15 protein-coding genes and 1 pseudogene are annotated in these 14,664 nt (G+C 34.7%); 6 read left to right on the forward strand and 10 right to left on the reverse strand.

The genetic code is table 11. The features are described 5' to 3' along the window. Positions 1-20: 20 nt before the first annotated feature. The 3 genes from MHB45_RS20115 (at position 21) to MHB45_RS20125 (ending at position 2,177) form a co-directional block, all read left to right on the forward strand. Complete coding sequence (locus MHB45_RS20115) at positions 21-1,073, forward strand: GerAB/ArcD/ProY family transporter (protein WP_340908163.1); 1,053 nt, start codon at positions 21-23, stop codon at positions 1,071-1,073. After that, a complete protein-coding gene (locus MHB45_RS20120; RefSeq protein WP_340908063.1) occupies positions 1,045-1,497 on the forward strand; it encodes a Ger(x)C family spore germination protein in 453 nt (150 codons plus the stop codon). Before MHB45_RS20115 ends, MHB45_RS20120 begins: the two co-directional genes overlap by 29 nt. A gap of 164 nt (positions 1,498-1,661) precedes the next feature. Then, the gene (locus tag MHB45_RS20125; protein WP_048678142.1) at positions 1,662-2,177 is read left to right on the forward strand and encodes a Ger(x)C family spore germination C-terminal domain-containing protein; all 516 of its coding nucleotides are present in this window, start codon (positions 1,662-1,664) and stop codon (positions 2,175-2,177) included. 450 nt (positions 2,178-2,627) lie between these two features. Here MHB45_RS20125 and MHB45_RS20130 read toward each other — a convergent pair whose 3' ends face one another. From MHB45_RS20130 to MHB45_RS20140, 3 genes are all read right to left on the reverse strand, one after another. Continuing rightward, positions 2,628-3,761: a zinc-dependent alcohol dehydrogenase gene (locus MHB45_RS20130; RefSeq protein ID WP_048678145.1), complete on the reverse strand. Its 1,134-nt coding sequence runs from the start codon at positions 3,759-3,761 to the stop codon at positions 2,628-2,630. A gap of 466 nt (positions 3,762-4,227) precedes the next feature. Continuing rightward, complete coding sequence (locus tag MHB45_RS20135) at positions 4,228-4,665, reverse strand: VOC family protein (RefSeq protein ID WP_048678149.1); 438 nt, start codon at positions 4,663-4,665, stop codon at positions 4,228-4,230. 291 nt (positions 4,666-4,956) lie between these two features. Further along, entirely contained in the window at positions 4,957-5,316 is a 360-nt protein-coding gene (locus tag MHB45_RS20140) for a winged helix-turn-helix transcriptional regulator (protein WP_034304541.1), read from the reverse strand. Between the two features lie 240 nt (positions 5,317-5,556). Between MHB45_RS20140 and MHB45_RS20145 the strand changes: the two genes are divergently transcribed. Next, positions 5,557-6,291, forward strand: coding sequence for an NADPH-dependent F420 reductase (locus tag MHB45_RS20145; RefSeq protein WP_048678151.1), 735 nt, complete (start codon positions 5,557-5,559; stop codon positions 6,289-6,291). Positions 6,292-6,429: 138 nt separating this feature from the next. On the opposite strand, the gene MHB45_RS20150 is transcribed toward MHB45_RS20145, so the two are convergent. The 3 genes from MHB45_RS20150 to bla all read right to left on the reverse strand — a co-directional run bounded on the left by MHB45_RS20150 (position 6,430) and on the right by bla (position 8,568). Further along, positions 6,430-6,855, reverse strand: a complete 426-nt coding sequence (locus tag MHB45_RS20150; protein ID WP_207118140.1) for a hypothetical protein — start codon at positions 6,853-6,855, stop codon at positions 6,430-6,432. A 141-nt stretch (positions 6,856-6,996) separates the two neighbouring features. Then, positions 6,997-7,398 (reverse strand): DUF6157 family protein, encoded by a 402-nt coding sequence (locus MHB45_RS20155; protein WP_072273615.1) that lies wholly within the window; start codon positions 7,396-7,398, stop codon positions 6,997-6,999. Between the two features lie 222 nt (positions 7,399-7,620). Continuing rightward, the gene (bla, locus tag MHB45_RS20160; protein ID WP_048678158.1) at positions 7,621-8,568 is read right to left on the reverse strand and encodes a class A beta-lactamase; all 948 of its coding nucleotides are present in this window, start codon (positions 8,566-8,568) and stop codon (positions 7,621-7,623) included. A gap of 231 nt (positions 8,569-8,799) precedes the next feature. Here bla and MHB45_RS20165 point away from each other — a divergent pair, with 231 nt between their 5' ends. Next, positions 8,800-10,611, forward strand: coding sequence for a BlaR1 family beta-lactam sensor/signal transducer (locus MHB45_RS20165; protein WP_048678161.1), 1,812 nt, complete (start codon positions 8,800-8,802; stop codon positions 10,609-10,611). Then, the gene (blaI, locus tag MHB45_RS20170) at positions 10,592-10,972 is read left to right on the forward strand and encodes a penicillinase repressor BlaI (protein ID WP_034304552.1); all 381 of its coding nucleotides are present in this window, start codon (positions 10,592-10,594) and stop codon (positions 10,970-10,972) included. Before MHB45_RS20165 ends, blaI begins: the two co-directional genes overlap by 20 nt. Positions 10,973-11,605: 633 nt before the next feature. Here blaI and MHB45_RS20175 read toward each other — a convergent pair. From MHB45_RS20175 to MHB45_RS20190, 4 genes and pseudogenes are all read right to left on the reverse strand, one after another. Continuing rightward, positions 11,606-12,151, reverse strand: a complete 546-nt coding sequence (locus MHB45_RS20175; RefSeq protein ID WP_202187483.1) for a hypothetical protein — start codon at positions 12,149-12,151, stop codon at positions 11,606-11,608. 646 nt (positions 12,152-12,797) lie between these two features. Continuing rightward, positions 12,798-13,241 (reverse strand): annotated as a pseudogene (locus MHB45_RS20180) (SMI1/KNR4 family protein); the annotation flags it as partial. A gap of 284 nt (positions 13,242-13,525) precedes the next feature. Beyond that, positions 13,526-14,002, reverse strand: a complete 477-nt coding sequence (locus MHB45_RS20185) for a hypothetical protein (protein WP_340908064.1) — start codon at positions 14,000-14,002, stop codon at positions 13,526-13,528. A 75-nt stretch (positions 14,003-14,077) separates the two neighbouring features. Next, on the reverse strand, positions 14,078-14,656 hold the full coding sequence (locus MHB45_RS20190; RefSeq protein ID WP_048678171.1) for a hypothetical protein: 579 nt from the start codon (positions 14,654-14,656) through the stop codon (positions 14,078-14,080). Positions 14,657-14,664 lie beyond the last annotated feature (8 nt).

The following is a 14,664-nucleotide window of genomic DNA, read 5'->3' on the forward strand; positions in this document are numbered from 1 at the left end:
TTCAAAAACACAGCTTTTGAATTTTATCATTACCTCATGATGTCTCGTTAATTTCTAAGAATGATGGGTGGATATCTACTTTAATTGCAGGACTAATCGTCCAAGCCATTATTTTGGTCTTATGGGGGCTTTGCAGAAGATTTCCAACTTTAACAATTTATGAAATCATCCCTCATGTACTAGGGAAAAGGCTAGGAAAGGCCATCATTTTATGTTACATCCTGTACTTTGTTGTTACAGGCAGTTTAGTTTTATCCCGTTTTAGTCAAATCATCGATATATGGATTTTACAAAGGACGCCAAACTGGATATTAATTTTATTAATGTTAGGGGTTTGCGTATATCTTGTGAAAGATAATTTACGAAGCATGGCTCGTTTTTATGTCCTCGTTACTCCAATGTTAATTATTCTATTTGGTCTAATTACATATTCGCTAAAAGATGCTAATTTTCTATATCTATTGCCAATTGGTCAATCCGGCATATCAAATATGATAAAGGGTTCTAAAGAAGCAACATTTTCGATGTTAGGGTTTGAGTTTATGCTTTTTCTCTACCCTTATGTAAAAGCATCTGATACCCGTAAACTAATTGCGATTTCATCTGCCCATCTTTTCGTAACTCTATTTTATACATATCTGGTGTTTGCTAGTCTGGTCTTTTTCGAAACTAGGCAAGATCTATATCTTACTCCACAGCCTTTATTGTATATGATCAAAGCCTATTCCTTTCAAATCATCGAACGAATCGATTTATTTTTCTTATCTATCTGGATCATATCTGTTGCTACATCTATTGCTACCTGGCTTTTCTTTCTTCACATGGCCTTAAATACCTTTTTGAACGTGCCAATCATGCTGCATTCCTTCCATACACTGCCGGGATTATTTTTATTATTGCTCTTCTTCCCGACAATGAAACTGACCTTGAAAAATTTAATAAGCTTATGGAACCTGCACATTTTAGCTTTATTGTGGTCATACCATTATGTTTATTTTTGCTTTCATTTTTCCTTCCTAATAAAAGACATGGAGATTATAATGTATGAAAATCAAAAGGTTTTTTATGATTAGTATATGTTTATTGTTAATAACAGGATGCTGGGATCAAAATTTAATGAAAGATGCTACTTTAATACAAACTATAACTTTTGATCAGACTGATGAAGGGGAATTTTTATTAGGATTTGCAATACCAAATATATATAGAAACTCAATGGATTCAGGACAAGAAACTGAAGCTATTAATAGTGAAAATTTATCTACAGTGGCAAATACTCCAAGAGAAGGCCGCATGAAATTAAATACAGAGATACCCGGTAATTTAGATTCTTCGAAAAATAAACTTGTATTATTCGGTGAACAATTTGCAAAAGGTGACATTTATCCTTCTTTAGATGTAATTTGGCGCGATCCCCGAAGTTCCTTAAGTGCTAAATTAGCAGTTGTAAAAGGAAAAGCATTTGATACACTCAGTATTCAACCTAGAGTAGAGTAGAATCAAACATTAGTCAAAACATCTTATATCTAATCCGAAGTACCGAAACAAATACAATCATTCCTGATGAAAGCATCCAGACTCTGGCTTCAGAGATACTTGATCCAGGTGAAGATATTGTCCTTCCCTTATTAAAGATAGGTCGTAATGGTACTACTATAGATGTGGCAGGTGTAGCATTATTTGATGAAAGGAAATTATCAGGAGCTCTATCCCAAGAAGAATCCACTCTATTTCTTTTACTAAATAATAAGCAAAGTAAATATACGCGTTTCACAACATATGTAAATGGAAATAAAGAATTAAACATGAATAATTTTATTTCTCTGAATGTCGATCATATTAAACGGAAGTTAAATGTTTCTGTGAATGACAGAGGAGAAGTTTTTGTGAATTTAAACTTACATTTAAAAGTAATAGTAGAAGAATATCCTATAGGGAATGTACCTAATAAAGTTGATCAACTAAACAATAAATTATCAAATACCTTTACTAATAATGCTGAAGAAGTAATTAAAAAACTACAAGAAGCCAACTGTGATGCGTTTGGTATTGGAAGAAGACTGATCGCTTTTCATCATGATACCTGGAAAGAAAAAGATAAGACAAACTATTTTAAAGATGTTAAATTCAAATCAAAGGTAGATGTGGAGATTATCCAACATGGTATTGTTAAATAAATCAATAATATAGAAAGAATAATTAACTGCATCATAACTAATTAAGTCGTGATATAGGTTGAATTTTGGAGTCAAGGAGTAAATGGAACTTTTTTATGTAGGATTCTATACATCGCTGGTAAATCAGCGTTTTCGGCTACTTTAGAACAATGTTAGCTACATAAAAAAGTGAAGTAATATCCAACCTCTTACTCCATAAATGGCCCGAATGTTGAACCAGACTAATGACGATTGTTCAACTAACTGCCCCGTTCGTTCATTAAGAAAAAGAGTTGCAGCAGCAACCTACCTTATTTGCACCTATTTAAAGATTGATTACTTAATGATGAATGATTCCTGCCAATGTCAAAGATGGGACTCAGACTTCCACTTTTCGCCTATCCATAAAAAATTTTACAGAAAAAAAGACTTCCATACACAGTATGAAGTCTTTTTGGAAAGAGAAGAGTATTACGGTTTTAAAACGACTTTTATACATTCATCCTCACGATTATTAAAAATTCGATAACCATGACTTGCTTCTTCAAGGGACATTTTGTGTGTGATAATTTCTCTTGGGTCAATTTCGTTATTTGTTATTTTTTTAAACAATTCTGGCATAAAATGAATGACTGGAGCCTGTCCCATTCTAAGATTAATATTTCTAACCCAAAATGCACCTAATGGAAATAGATTATAGTTACCTCCGTAAACACCAGTCATTTGCACTGTCCCATACTTTCGGACAGCTTTAGTAGAAATTTGAATAGGCCCAAGGGTTCCGCCCTGCAGTTTGAATTTTTGTTCCAGAAACTCTAGGGGTGATTTCTTTCCATCCATACCTACACAATCGATGACGACATCTGCCCCACCATGTGTGATCTCTTTTAAATGTTCCCCCATATCAGGGTATTTTGTGAACTCAAATACCTCAACATTGTTCATCTTTTTCGCATGATTGATTCGGTAATCCAAGTAATCAACTGCTATTACACGCTTTGCACCTTCCATCCAGGCAAATTTTTGTACCATCAACCCAACAGGTCCGCATCCAAGAACAATAACTGTATCGCCTGATTTTACACCTGCATTTTTTACACTCCAATAAGCTGTTGGCAGAACATCCGATAAAAAGAGCAGTGACTCATCCTCCAATTCGCATGACTCGGGGATAACAAAGGGAGTGAAGTTTCCAAAAGGGACTTTTAAATATTCAGCCTGACCACCTGGATGGTTACCGAACTTCTCAGTATAACCAAAGTATCCGCCAGAATCATAATGAGGGTTTGAGTTATCGCATTGGCTTTCCATTTCATGTTGGCAATAAAAGCAATGGCCGCATGAAACATTAAAGGGAACGACAACACGGTCTCCCTTTTTTACTTTTGTTACTTCAGGTCCAACTTCTTCTACAATACCCATTGGTTCGTGGCCAATAATATATCCTGGGGGTAATGGCATGTTACCTTGATATAAATGCAAATCAGATCCACAAATAGCAGTAGAAGTAATCTTAACTATAATATCGTCTTTTTTTTCTAATTTTGCATCCTCTACTTGGTTAACCTGTACATGATTTGGTCCTTGATAAGTTACAGCCTTCATAAATGTGGGCCCTCCTAAATTCTAATACTGTTAACACTCTTAACTATGGTCAACAAAGAAAGTAAATAATATACTTATTCACTCTTAGCGTAATTGTTTTATGTAAGTTAAAGAAGCCGCACCGTTTTGATTACGAAGTAATGGCGCTAGCTTTCGAATTAGTTATTGTAAGTGTATATTGCGTGAATTAATTCGGGGAAATAATTAACTAGTAACAGACCATTTCATAACCCTTACTGAACTAAACTGAACTAACCTGCCCCATAGTTCAACAAGAGAAATGAACAAAAAATAGACCCCCTTTGCAATAAAGAAGTCCTTATTTATTCATTCAATTTCAGTTGCAAATTGAAACAATTCCGGGTGATGTATAGCCATATATATCCAGATATTGATTTGGCATCTGTTCGTTTTTTACCATTTATGCATGATTTCATAAGCACATCAACCATTAATTACCCTTAATTTATTTGATTTGCTCCGCCAACTCTAAAATAATTCCCTCTGGTCCACGACAGTAGCATAACTTATAACTATCTTCATATTGTTGTATTTCACTAAAGATTTCCGTACCTTTCTTTTTCAATTTGGCAACAAGGGCTTCAATATCTTCAACAGCAAATGCAATATGCCGGATACCCAGGGTATTTGCAAAAGGTTGCTGACTATCTTTTTCATCTGACGGCGAATAAAATTTAATTAGCTCTATCCATGCCTGGCCGTCTGGCTTCCCCAATCCTACACATGCTACTTTAACGTCATTAAGCCCACTCATCTTATCCATCAATTCTCCTTCCATCTCCCATTCCCCTTGCACTTCTAGTCCAAAATCGAGAAAAAAATCTTTAGCAGCAGAGAGATCATTTACGATTACACCTACATGATCTATTCTGTGGATCTTCATATTTCATACCTCCTTTGTTCCTGTTATTTTGCAATATCCATCCTGTATTCTTACCTTCCAATTCTCGAAAAACAGAAAATATCCTTCTTGTTGAAGAAAGGCAAAGAGCACTCTTCAACTATCCCACCCCTTTAGTTCCATAAGAAACAAAGCACCCGTTACTTTAAGTACATTTCCCCAAAATGTTTATCGTAAAAGAAAAAGCTGCGTTAGAACGATTTCTCCCGCAACTTTTACTTTATCTACAAATTTAGTTTTTGAAATCTGGGGTTAACGATGTGTTAGCTTTGGTTAGTCTACCTGCTCCCCAAACTTCTTCCCGAATTCTTCCATTAAATCAATAATAGGAATGAGTTCTTCCCCTTTTGAGGATAATGAATACTCAACACGAGGAGGAACCTCTGGATAAATTTTGCGATTAATTAAACCAGCTGTTTCTAGTTCTCGAAGTTGCTTTGTAAGAGAACCTTGTGAAATATCCCCTAAAAAAGCTTTGATTTCACTATAACGGCGCTCTTTGGACTTTATAAACCAAAGAATGAGATATTTCCAACGTCCAGATAGTATGTTTTGGGTATAGGCAATGCCATATACTTCTCTCTGTTCCTTTATACACTTTTTGTCAAATCCATCCTTACATATTCTAGACACCCATTCACCTGCTTTCTACTATTAGGTACAAAAAAATGTACTATGGCAATTTTTATTGCCTTCTTCAAAAAAATGAGAATTGGTTATATTCTAGTATATGTAATAAAAACACTCAATATTTTTTATATCTAATGAGATATGTTTACGGATTGATAAAGTGGTGATATTGATTCAGATAAAAATATCATTGTTAACTTTAAGCAGAATCTTTGATATACAAATTCTTTAGGAGGTGCAATGATGAAATTTGGAATTATAGGTGCTGGAACAATCGGGTCGATTATTTCTAAAAAATTAGTTAAGACTGGACATGATGTCAAAATTGCAGATGCACGAGGAATTGAACATTTAGAAGGAAAAGAGCTTGCTGGAACACCTGTCCTTATAGAAGATGTAATGACCAATATTGAAGTTCTTATAATATCTCTCCCTTTAACAGCACTGCCAAGCATTCGGAATATTATCGAGCAAGTTGGGGAGGAAGTAATCATCGTAGATACTTCAAATTATTACCCTAGCAGAGACCAAAAAATTGCAGAAATTGAAAACGGGATGATTGAAAGTGTTTGGGTTTCCAATCAATTAGGTAAACCTATCATCAAAGCTTTCAACAACTTGTTAGCCCATACTTTAGAAAATGAGGGAACCCCCGAAGGTACTAGTGGACGCATTGCCATGGCGATTGCTGGTAATGACGTATCACAAAAACAAATAATCATGGATGTAGTAAACCAGCTAGGCTTCGACACAGTGGATAGTGGTTCTTTAAGTGATTCGTGGAGACAACAGCCGGGAACTCCTGCATACTGCACAGAACTAACAAAAGAAGAACTAACAAAAGCATTGGAAAAAGCCAATAAAGAAAAAGCCCCATTCCTACGGGATAAGGTTATAGAGAAGTTATCAGCTTCTAACTTCACCTCCCTCGCAAATAAAGATATTGTGAATATGAACAGAGAAATATATAATTCATAAAACAAAAAGGTGCACTCAGTTTAAAGTGTACCTTTTTGTATATTGCCACCAAACAATCCACAAAAGCCCTTCAGTCCGATCTCAATTTTTTTCATGATAAAAAGCTACCCATTAAGAGTGGGTAGCTAGTATTACATATTATTTGAAAACAATTTGTAGTTTTCCAGATACTCTTCCAGAAGAGTATCCATCTTTCACATCTACATAAAATTTACCAACTCTCATATCTGTGAATAATGTCTTTCCACCAGCTAAGCTATGATAGCCTGTGCACTTTCCAGTACTGGCATTGCAGAGACGGGACCATATGTTACTATAATTAGTCAACAACTTACTACCGGAAGAAGTCTTTAAATAGATTGGGGAAACCAGTTCTACCTGTAAGTCACTACCTCTGTTAGGATTTCCAATTTCACCATCCCATTTTCCATCTTCTGTTTGAAAAGAATACTGAGGAACACTTGCTTGTGCAGAAGAATTACCTAATACCATTCCACCTACCAGAACTAACACAAACATACTTAAGATTGAAAATAAGTTTTTTATGTTATTTCCTCCTCCCATTTTATCCCTTTTATGATATCAGAATAAACTGATTATTAAAATGATTAAAAATGACTATACCTTCTTAGCTTCAACATCTTTTGGTTGCGTCATCTTCATCGTTTTATATTTCTAGTCACTACGTTTTGAACGATCCTGCATCTATTTTCTTTTGGAGCGCATGCCTTTAAGTTTTGTAATGTCATCTTGCTTAAGCAACTGGTTATACATTTCACTGTTAACATCATATATCGCAACTTTCCCTTGATTATTATAATGAATTCCCCAACCATAATTTTTCACTAAAGGAGAAGCCCTGAAACAAGCCTTGGATTTTGAAAAGAACTGTTCTCGAAGTTCAGCTGCATTTTCCGATTCCAATTGATTTTTGATTAAATATGTTTTGAATTGGACGTCTTCTTGTGTAAATTTATAGGGGTTATTGTTAATTAAATCATGCTCGATATAAGCAATAGTGAGTTTACTGTTTTTGATGACAGGTACCTTTGCTGAAGAAACTTTTGAATCCTCTGAAATGGTAATAAGTGTGTTCTTATAACTCATATAACAACCTCCTTAGTCTACATACCATATCATACCATTATTTCCCTCCTCCATCCTGCCCCTTTAGCTCTATAAAAAAGCGTCGCTTCGTTATGTCTTCATAGCAATACAGATGATGAAAGGCTTTCGTTCATTAAAGGGAGTTGAAGAAGGGTATTCATTATAGGAATTAATCCACTAAAAAAGGCTACTTAACGTAACCTTTTTTAGTACAATCATATTCTATTTACCTTTGACTTTAAGGGCCTTAATTACTTCTTCTGTCGCCTCAGCAATAAGCTCGTCGTTATAATCAGCCTCTTTTTCATCACGACTTGAAAGTACAGCAAGAACAATAGGATCTCCTTTTGATGGCCAAATGATCGCAATGTCATTTCGCGTACCATATGATCCTGCTCCAGTCTTATCAGCCACTACCCAACCTTTCGGCACTCCAGCACGAATTAACGCATCTCCAGTAGTATTTCTCTTCATCCAATCTATTAAAAGTTCACGTTTCTCAGTTGGAAGTGCATCTCCCAATGTAAAAGCCTGAAGACTAGTAGCAAGTGCTATTGGTGTACTCGTATCATGCGTTTCACCAGGATTAACTACATTTAAATCTGGCTCAATTCGCTCAGGGTTGGTAACATTATCTCCAATTCCCTCCAGTACTTTTTTAAATCCAGCCGGTCCCCCCAGCTGTTCAAGGATAAGGTTTCCAGCAGTATTGTCACTGTATCGAAGCGAAGCATCAGAAAGCTCCTTAAGAGTCATCCCCGTATCAACATGCTTTTCGGTAATCGGATTATAATTAACAAGATCCTCACTTGTATAGGTAATTCTTTGATTAAGTTCTTCTATTGATTTCTGTTGTAAAAGTGCTCCTACAGCCAGAGCCTTATGAGTAGATGTAAACGCAAATCGTTCGTTCTCATGAAATTCCACGGTTTCTTTCGTTCCTGTATCAATGGCATAGACCCCAAGCTTTGCATCATATTCCTTCTCAAGTTGTTCAAATTTCTTGATTGTGGCTTCTTTTGCCGTAATATTTTCCGATGTTTGGTTAGTTCCCCCGGTTTGTTCTGTTTCCGATTGTTGTACAACCTGTTTTTCCTCATCTGAGCAGCCAGCAACCATAAGCACCAAGCCTATTGGTGCCAGTATTTGATAAAACCATCTTTTGTTCATAATGTAAACCTCCTAATTATTTGATTAGACTCTTATGTACGTATTGAAAAAACAACCTCATGAAAGGAGTTTTAACAGATTACGTTTGTAGTCTGATTACATCTGTAGTATAGTATTACATATGTAATCAAACAAAGTCAATTCTTTATTTTTTTACCATCAAGCCACTATAAATTTGCTATATACCTGTTTTTGTTAATTTAAAAGTCAAGAGAGGTGGTATTGAAGGACATGTTTTTAACCTACTTTATATTAGGTCTATTGGTGTCTTCATTTTCCGTTACTGTTATCCTGCTTATACGAAAATGGTTTGGAAGACAATTAACAGCAAAATGGCACTATCATTTGTGGATGTTTCTTTTTATCGCTTTAGCACTTCCATTCATACCTACTGATTTATATAATTTTAGTTCTCTCTTTGGCAGCGGCGATATAAATCAGATTAATGTACCCAGCTCTAATATGAAAAAAACTGGGACTGATATGATACAGGGCCTACACCTCATACAAGACTTTTCTGTATCGGTCAATCGGCCAGACCTGTCCTTACTAAATAGGGGAGTGATGGGTTTATGGTTGTCAGGGATGCTTTTATTTACCTTTACTATGGTTCGTGGATGGCTCACAATCAGAAGGATAAAGAATTATTCTTCTCCGTTTTCCAATCAAGAAGTTCTCGTGCTTTTCGAAGAATGCAAGAAAAGACTGCAGATAAAAAAACCAATAGAGATTGTTATTTCGAATAAAGTCCAATCTCCAATGATATTCGGGCTTTTTCAAACATATATCGTCTTACCTTCTCAGCATGAAAACTGGCTTAGCTTGAAAAATTACGAGTATATCTTTCTTCATGAACTGAATCACTATAAAAACAAGGATTTGCTGACAAATTACGTGATATTGTTCTATCAAATCATATATTGGTTTAATCCCCTTGTTTGGCTTGCTTTTAGAGAAATGAGATTGGATCGGGAAATCGCATGTGATACATCTGTTTTACAGTTACTGGATGACCATTCCATTAGTGATTATGGAAATACTATCATTAATTTTTTGGATCTTTCAAAACGATCAAGTAATCTACAGTTGGTGACACAATTAAACGGTTCGAAGCTTCAAATCAAAAAACGAATTGAACAAATTTCTGCCTATAAGCATTCCGCAAAAAAATCAATAAGAAAAAGCGTCTTCATTTATGTGTTGGCCAGTATCATTTTGACAATCCAATTACCTTTCGTTTCCGCATTTGCGACGGAAAACGACCGATACTATTTTAAAAATGACGGAGTAGTTCATGAGGATTTACATCAATTCTTTAAAGGGTATGAAGGAAGCTTTGTTTTATATGATCATAACGCACAGCAATATCGCATTTATAATGAAGAGAAAAGCACTTTGCGGATATCACCTGATTCCACATACAAAATCTATAGTGCCTTATTTGCTCTAGAATCAAATGTGATATCACCCGAAGAATCCAAACTTTCATGGGATGGGACGGAGCAACCCTATGAAGCTTGGAATATGGATCAGGATGTCTCATCTGCTTTACAAAAATCTGTAAACTGGTATTTTCAAGAATTAGATCGTAGAACAGGATTTAAAACCATTCAATCCAATCTACAAGAGATAAACTATGGAAATTCCGATGTATCCGGGGAATTTAGTGAATTCTGGAACGAATCCTCATTAAAAATTTCTCCTGTCGAACAAGTCCAACTGCTGCAAGCCTTTTATAACAATCAATTTGGATATAAGGAAAGGCATATCCAAGCCGTGAAGGAAGCACTACTCTTAGAAAAGAATGAAGAAGCTCGCCTATCAGGAAAAACAGGCACAGGAGCAGTGAATGGAAAAAACATCAATGGTTGGTTTATCGGGTATGTAGAGACGAAGAACAACACTTATTTCTTTGCTACCAATATACAAAATGAAGATGATTCTTCTGGAAGCAAAGCGGGAGAAATCACTTTATCAATTTTAAAGGAGTTAGGAATCTATAATGAAAATGAAGGGGAGAAATATGGAAAAAAACATTCCTAGTATATCAGAATCAGAATGGGAAATCATGAACGTACTTTGGGATAAAGCCCCTCAAACAGCGAATGACATCATACTTTCCTTACAGGAAAGTACCGATTGGAAACCGAAAACCATACGGACCCTTCTCGATCGATTGGTTCAAAAAGATGTAGTAGGTGTCAATAAAGATCAAAGAGTTTACACCTTTTACCCGCTCTATTCACAGGAAGAGTGCCAGCGTGCCGAGACCGAATCATTTATCAAACGTATCTATGGTGGAACCATGAAATCCATGCTTGTCCAATTCATTCACGAAGATACCCTATCTGATGATGATATCAATGAACTGCGCACTATTTTAAATAAAAAACCCAAAAAGTAATCCTATTAAAAAAGTCGATTTGGAATTTTTCCAAATCGGTTTTTTTCGGTCGAAATCGAAATGGCGGGGGACATATTTAAAGGAAAAGCTTTCTTCTCTGTAAATACTACGCAAGTTAGACATAAAATAAAAAAACAAGTGTAGAGTTACACACGAAATGAGCCATTAACTATGAAGGATATATTCATTCAACTCAACTGCACCTATAGTTCCATAAGAAAAAGGCTGCCTCAGCAACCTTCCTTATCGATGTTTATTGAATAAATTCAGACAATACAGTTACGAAAATGAAAGCTGATATCAAAGACAACCAGCAAACTTTATTTGTTATCTGTTTCTGAAGGATTTTGATTTTAGATACAATTGAAAGAACTCCAAAAAGTACTGCCAATATACATACTGATTTAAGCCAAAATGAAAAACCAATTATATCTAGAAACGGAGGAAGGAAAGTCAATACAATAAAAATTGTACTACCCCAAGCAACATTTTCCCATTTTTTCAACATGTCCACCCCATACATTCTATTACCTTCAGAGTCTTAGAGCCTTTTAATTATATGAATTGGCAATTTCCTCTTTAACTAACCTGCCGAGATATCCCTTGAAAAGGTTGGCTCTAGTAAAACTCCTGTTACTTGAACAAAGTTTTTACCTTCCCACTCAATTTTTCAATTTCTTTAATCATTAGTTTCGGATATTCTTTAGCTGTTGTGTCCTTTATCTCTTTTTCTTCAAATACTTTATAATCAATCAAAGTATTCCAAAATTGTGCTGCTCCATCTAAAATGGCTTCAAAGAATTCTCTTTTCGGTAATATAGCTTCTGCAAACACCTTAACAGGTTCCCAATCTCCCACAATAGAAAAATCCAATGAATTGCTGTTTATGGAGGTTAACTTCATAAGATATGGATCGATCCCATAAGGTATTTCCACGTTTTCTCCGTTTAAAAATTTCTCTAAACCCAATATATAATCATTCCATAAATCTAAACCACTAGGAATATCATTTCCGACAACAATTTGATTATTAAACTGAATCATTATATGCATGTGAATATACTCCGGAGTAAATTTTCGATGTTCAAAAATCCCTCTTAATTTCAAAGAGTCATCTAAGGATATATAATGCTCTTCACCATCACTCATTTCAACTAGAAATGTACTTATCTGAAACATCATTAAACTCCAATTCTTATTGAATTTTAAAAAAAGCTGTCTAAAGACAGCTCCGATTTCCAGCTTGTCAGTTAATTAGCCAACACTATAATATTTTCACATTACCCCATATTTCCTCTAAAGACTTTCCATCCAATGTTGCCTGTTGTAGAAGCTCCTCCGTTGTACTAAACGATTGTAAATCGAATTCATAATCTGAGAGATGCCATTGGCCAGAATGATCATTAATGTGATAAATGTGGTCTTGATAAGAAAAACTGACTCTATTATCAAAACCTAAATCCTTTTTCAAATCTTCATATGAATAGTTAAGTTTTTCGATAATCATCTCAGCGTACATTCGCACATCAATATCTGTATCATTTTTGAAAACCTCAATAAATTCATGGATTGTTTCATTATCTAACCGATAAGTTAAAAAATTCCATACAGTGTTAGCAATATCACTTCTTAAGTATTTATCAGGATGTTTACTCAATATCATAAATTGCTTACTTACCCAATCTACATCAGACTCAAATTGCGACAGATATGTAATTACACTACTTATTTCCTCTACATTATCTTTTTGTATAAGGGTTTCAAAATCCTCTTTGCTATATCCCTCCATCTGAGGCTCAACCTCATCAAACGGTTCGGATTCTTCCGTATATAGTCCTTCTAAAAATTCATCAAAATGGTTCGCTATTTTTATAATCTTTTCTTCTTCATTATCTATATAAACAATCGGAGGTTCAGAAGAAACATGGCGATAGTCAAAAGCAATCCAAGTATGGCCATCACCATTAAACAAAACCAGCCCTTGTGGCATTTCCCATTCTTCTATAAAATATTCGCTTTTTAATATACCGTCTTCTTGACTTATGCCAAAAATATGGTCAACGTTAATATGGTCATCAGCCCACGATGTTGGAACGTCAGTAGGATACGAGTTGAATTTTATATATCCCCCGTTCTGATCTTTGAGGATATTTATGTACGATTGTGGTAATTTTATTTTCAGTTTTTCTTCTGCTTTTTTAACCATCTCATCAGTTAATGGTGCTAATTTGTAATAATCACTGTCTTCTTGCCAAATAACATTGCCCATTGAAATCACTTCCTAAAAATTGATTAATTGTTTCTTGCATAAATCCTCATTGGTTTTAGTATTGTAGTTTTGCAACTATGACTATTAAAATAAAATCCCCCATGTGTTAAAGCTTTTATAGTTTTCTAATATATTGTTTTATTTTACCATAGTTCCTTCTTGATCTAACTCCCCCCGTTTGTTACAAACGAAAAGGAGCTGCCAAAGCAACTCCCTTATTGAAAATAAAGCACTCGTTATTGATTGATTATGAATTTTGAAGTATAGTGGAAATTCTTTTTTTGTTAGTTTAAATTCAAATTGCTATTTAATTGTTTCTTAGCTTCTGACACGATTGCGGTAATTAAATCGCCCTTGGTTATTTTTGTAATGTTATCACCATATCGATAGTCATCAATTTTTTCACTGATATCATACCATACCGATAATTCTTCATTAGTGAAATGTTCACGGGTTACGTAGTATATCTCATAAGCAATTTCAAGAACATCCTCTTCACCATTTATTATTTTACTTAATAAATCATAAAGATAATACTTTGCACATTCTTCGTGTAATGGTTCCTGCAAACTCAATTCCCTTATAATTCTCGAAAAGTAATCTTCAACTTCAAAAACATTTAATGGTTCCCTAAAGGAAGATAGAACATTTAAAGACTGTGTTGAAAAATCTTTCTCCAGCATATGAATAGCCCAATTAACATAATCGATAGATTTTACACTACCTTCAAATTTCTTATAATATAATATTTTAGTGTCCATCTAAAACCTCCATTCTCTTAGTTGCATAAAGAAAAAGCTATCTTAAAGACAGCTCCGATCTTCAAAAAGCACCTGTTAGTTTTTATATTTATTCAGGTCGACTCTTACTATTTCTTCATTTTCAATTGTTACAACTAAAAAAGCATCAAATGCATACTCCCTTAGTTTCTCTAATTCTTCTTTTGAAGGTACAAGCAATGGAACTTGGGAATTTTTTTCGCTTACACCTAAATCATAGTTAAGAGTATACTCACCCTTTTCGTCAGGCTTAAGAACTGAGAAAAAAGAATGACCGAACCCTACACCACTCCCGTTATAATCTTCAGGATTATAAATATTGAAGCCCATGACGTCCTCTGACACTGCTTTTAATTTATCCTTAGGCTCAATCTTGATTTCAATTCCTTTATCAACTTCTTCAATACCTGCTGTTTTATTACCTGTATTTTTAATGGTGAATTCATAAAATAAAGCTGTCGGGATCAGCTTATCTCCCTTTTTTTCCCCTTCAGTTATCCCAATTGCCCCAAGCAAATTTTCATCTTTAACAATATCAACTTTCGCATCTACTAGTTCCAGAGAAGGATTTGATGAACAAGCGTTTAAAAAGAATAAAACAAAAAATAGGCTTATAAAAAGAAAGCATTTCCTCAAATAATCAC

The organism is Peribacillus sp. FSL K6-5616 (assembly GCF_038008245.1).
Taxonomy (GTDB): domain Bacteria; phylum Bacillota; class Bacilli; order Bacillales; family DSM-1321; genus Peribacillus; species Peribacillus frigoritolerans.